The organism is Moorena sp. SIO4E2, assembly GCF_010671945.1.
Lineage (GTDB): Bacteria > Cyanobacteriota > Cyanobacteriia > Cyanobacteriales > Coleofasciculaceae > Moorena > Moorena producens.
This window is the reverse complement of record NZ_JAAHIE010000575.1, coordinates 1-4,264: the sequence shown is the minus strand read 5'-3', so window position 1 is coordinate 4,264 and position 4,264 is coordinate 1. Positions and strand designations below refer to the sequence as shown.

Below are 4,264 nucleotides of genomic sequence, written 5' to 3'. Positions count from 1 at the left end.
TGATCTATAGCGCTTATTGCATTTATGAGGTACGCTTTTGAGCCTCAAAGTCCCCCTTATTAAGGGGGATTTAGGGGGATCCCTTTGTAGCTGATGGGAGAGAGAATTGTTATAGTTAGATGTGCTATAAAAAAAATGCGATTGACGGAACGTCACGCTACGCGAACGCTCTTTAAGTATTTAGTTCTAATAAAAGCTAGATGATTGAAAACAATAAAAATCAGTCAACAGTCGGTATTGCAGCTATAGGTTATTATATTCCTTCGGGAGTTATGACTAGCGAGGCGATCGCCAAACTAGCAGATATACCCCTGTGGGTTTTGAAAGAAAAAATAGGAATGGAAAAAAAAACAATTGCTGCCGAAGACGAACATCCCAGCGATAGGGGAATTAAAGCAGCAATGTCGGCGATCAAAAAAGCCAAAATAAAACCAGAACAAATAGATCTAATTGCTTATTGCGGGGTAGGATATTACGATTACAGATTTTGGTCTCCGGCAGCAAAAATCCAAGCTGCCATTGGTGCTAACAATGCTCATGGTTTTGAAATTAGAAATTTCTGTAACAGCGGTAACTTAGGTATTCATATTTGCCGGAACATGTTGCTGGCAGATAATAGTTTAAATTATGCTTTAGTTGTTTGTAGTGATAAATTATCCCAGCTGCTAAATTACTCGGATAAAAATAGCAATTCTCTTCTTTTTTTCGCCGACGGTGCCGCCGCTGCATTACTAAAAAAAGGAGAGTCTAGCAACAAAATTCTATCCTATTATGGTATAAATGATGGCAAATTAGCTGATTTGGTTCGAGTTCCCTTGGGGGGGACAAAATTGCCTGTAAAAAATGAAAATATTGACTTAGCACTTAATTATGTCAAAGTAGAGGATCGCCATCAATTAGAACAAACTTTATCACAAATCTATTTAAACAATTACAAAAAAGTAATCACCACTGCATTGCAAAAAAGTGGATTCTCTCTAAATCAAATAGATTTTTTATTTACCAATCAGATCAAAAAAAGCTTATTAGCTAAGCTTCTTGACGTACTAAACTTAACTGAAAAGAATACATTTATTTCCTTAAAAAACTGCGGCCATTTGGGAGCGACAGATACTTTATTGGGTTTGGCTAAGACTATAGAGTTGCATAAAATCAAGCCTGGTAATTTAGTAGTTTTAGCCAGTAGTGCTGCCGGGTTTTCCTGGGGAGCAACTGCGATTAAATATTAAAATAATCATTATTAAACTAATTTTAACTTCTCTCGGCTATCCTAGACAGATTACAGTAAATGAGTAATTTAAATGAGCTTAACCCCTTAAATAGCAAGGGATTAAACAAAATAAAAAGCCATTGTATTGATCCAGTCGCTCATGGGGTAAACTCCCATGAGCGCGCTGTATCGCTTTTATTAAAATTGCATTTTTAAACACTTAAAAAGCAGGAATTTCCTGTAGGGTGGGCAGTGGATCACACGATCCCAAACCTGGCCATCAGGTAGCTAGGCACTGCCCACCATCGAATTAATCATAATCGTTATACTTCTCAAAATATCAAATCGAACCTATGGAATTATCGGCACCGGTGCTATTGGCGGATTCTACGGTGCCAAACTGCAAAAAGCCGGTCATCAAGTCAGCTTTTTACTGCGTAGCGACTACCACCATGTCGCCGAAAACGGTTTAATTGTAAAATCAGTAGATGGTGATTTTACTCTGCCGGAAGTAGATGCCTACAACGATGTCAAAAAAATGCCGAATTGCGATGTCATTGTAGTGGCATTAAAAGCGACGCAAAATTATGTTTTGACAGAGCTATTGCCGCCATTAATAAATGAAAATACCGTAGTGTTGCTCTTACAAAACGGCATCAATCTTGAACCAGAAATTTCCAAAATTATAGGATAAAATACCATCATCAGTGGGTTATGTTTTGTCTGTTCTAATAAAATAGGGCAGGGTCAGATTCACCACATCGACTATGGTATCATTACCCTAGGGCAATATGCTCCTAACCATCAAGCTACTGGCATTACAGAACAAATCAGCCAAATTGCTAGGGATTTTGAAGCCGCAGGGATTACTATTGAATTGAGCGGAGATTTGCTTTTAGCTAGGTGGAAAAAGTTAGTGTGGAATATTCCTTATAATAGTCTTTCCGTGATTTTAAATGCCAGAACAGATCAAATTATGGCCAATGCCGATACGCGGCTTTTAGCAGAACAAGTAATGAGGGAAGTGGCAGTGGGGGCAAAGACTTGCGGACGGATAATAGGCGATCGCTTTATCCAAAAAATGCTCGACCATACGGAAAAAATGAAACCTTCTTTAACCAGCATGAAACTGGATTATGATGGAAAAAAACCTTTGGAAGTTGAGGCAATTGTGGGCAATGCTTTACGGATGGCAAGCAAAGCAGGAGTTGATTTGCCCATGATTTCTATGCTTTATCAACAGTTGAAGTTTTTGGATATTAGGAATCGGCTAGGCACTGCCCACCATAGGTAAGCATATGCGCTACGCGCACGCTAAGCGAACAGCCGTCAGCGGTCAGCTGTCAGTAAATAATGTAGGGTGGGCAGTGCATCAGACAGATTCCAAACCTTGCCATTAGATTGATAAGCACTGCCCACCATAGGATCAATCATAAGTTTATGTAGGGTGGGCAGTGCATTAGACAGATTCCAAACCTTGCCATTAGATTGATAAGCACTGCCCACCATAGGATCAATCACTCCCGACTCCCGACTCCCTACACAGTCACCGAGGGTTTACTGCTGACATTTTCCACTAAATTGTCAGCAATCCCCGTCTCAGGAAATGCGCGCTTAATCACATAGGATTCTAACAATGTGCGCAGCCAACTTGGACACCAGCGACGCTGACAGAACTCCAATAACTTTCTCTCGAAACTCCCCTCTTGAGTTGACCACTTAGCCGGGAGTTGACGATTCTCAATCACCCACCTCCAAATCGACCACATTGAAGGATCATCCTTACCCAAATTCCACTTTTTGACTTGACGATTGAACACATCTCGTACAGATTCTTCATTCCATTTAAATACGTAAAATGGCACATCATCCTGGTCAAACCGAGTGATCTGTCGAGGATTGAGGAAAGTGATTCTAGATTTAGGTTCCAGGAAAATTGTCTCGCCTAAGTCCGTTGCCTGCATACATAAATCAGTATGACTCGCCAAGCTATCAAAGATTTCATCCAGTTCAATAGACTTGATCAGAGAATGACGAGCTAGGATACAATGAAACTCTACAGAATCTACTGGGGTACGATGTAAATCCTGCTCAACATCCCGTAATTGAGTACCATAGAGCAACTGCTTTTGCTCAAACCACTTTTTACCATGCTTTCTTTGGTGAAACTTGGTTTTAATCCCAGCAACATGTACCTCAATATCCGGAGAGCCTGGTTGCCCCTGTAAAATTAGAGGAGCAACAATACCAGCTTGCTCTTGTTCAGCACACTCAACCAAACGTTTTAACCAACCAGGCTCTACAATCACATCATTGTCAATAAAAACAATGTAATCCGCATCCTTAACAAACGGTAGAGCTATGTTACGAGCAACATTCGATCTCAAATAGCGTCCGCGATGGATCAAAGTCATGAATTCGTGTTTATCTGCCTGCTGTTGCAGATACTCATGCACTTGGGATGGAGCATTACCATCTACATAGATTAGGTCAAAAGGATAAGAGGAATAATCAGCAATAATACTGTCTAGGGAAGGCTTTGTTAAACTAAACCGCTCCCTCTGAGTCACGATTAATGTTACCTTAGATAAACCCATAAGCTGATAGATTAACCACGTTATGATGTGCTTAAAGTGTATCAGTTACAAGCAAAAAAAGCCCACTACTTTAGTATTACTAAATCAAGAAATTCTGGATAATTATCGCCGTTCTTATAGTAATTCTGACTCCCCATCTCCCTATCTCCCCATCAGGGTAGGTTTTTTACTTTGACCTCAGGTGTGGGGTGACCGGGTGTGGGGTGACCGGGTGTGGGGGATAAGAAAGCGATGCAGCGCTTTTTCAGGTGCGACCCGTGGCGAATTTAATTCTTAATAGGTCAAGCGCACCTAAGTTGTTTTCCTTTTCTTATCCCTGTGTACCGCCCCCGACCGGTCAGGGGTTGGGGGTGGGTTTGACCCAAATGTAAAAAACCTACCCAAGTGAGCTACTCCCTACTCCCTACTAAATTCGCCCATTCTCGATTCTAAATTCTAAATTCTAAATTCTAACTTC

At 40.7% G+C, this 4,264-nt stretch carries 3 protein-coding genes and 1 pseudogene; 2 read left to right on the top strand and 2 right to left on the bottom strand.

All coding sequences use genetic code 11. From position 1 onward, the window contains the following. Nucleotides 1-200 precede the first annotated feature (200 nt). Nucleotides 201-1,229 carry a 3-oxoacyl-[acyl-carrier-protein] synthase III C-terminal domain-containing protein gene (locus tag F6K37_RS33290; RefSeq protein ID WP_287254949.1) on the top strand — a complete coding sequence of 343 codons (1,029 nt, stop codon included), beginning with the start codon at nt 201-203 and terminating at the stop codon, nt 1,227-1,229. A gap of 318 nt (nt 1,230-1,547) precedes the next feature. Further along, nucleotides 1,548-2,504, top strand: a pseudogene (locus tag F6K37_RS33285) (putative 2-dehydropantoate 2-reductase). Between the two features lie 35 nt (nt 2,505-2,539). On the opposite strand, the gene F6K37_RS33280 reads toward F6K37_RS33285, so the two are convergent. Both F6K37_RS33280 and F6K37_RS33275 read right to left on the bottom strand, forming a co-directional pair. Continuing rightward, on the bottom strand, nt 2,540-2,731 hold the full coding sequence (locus F6K37_RS33280) for a hypothetical protein (protein ID WP_287254947.1): 192 nt from the start codon (nt 2,729-2,731) through the stop codon (nt 2,540-2,542). Between the two features lie 17 nt (nt 2,732-2,748). After that, nucleotides 2,749-3,780 carry a glycosyltransferase family 2 protein gene (locus tag F6K37_RS33275; RefSeq protein ID WP_287254946.1) on the bottom strand — a complete coding sequence of 344 codons (1,032 nt, stop codon included), beginning with the start codon at nt 3,778-3,780 and terminating at the stop codon, nt 2,749-2,751. Nucleotides 3,781-4,264: the final 484 nt, after the last annotated feature.

What these genes read in the sequence shown, in the direction of transcription:
- F6K37_RS33290 (WP_287254949.1), top strand. Translation starts at nt 201, where the DNA reads ATGATTGAAAACAATAAAAATCAGTCAACAGTCGGTATTGCAGCTATA.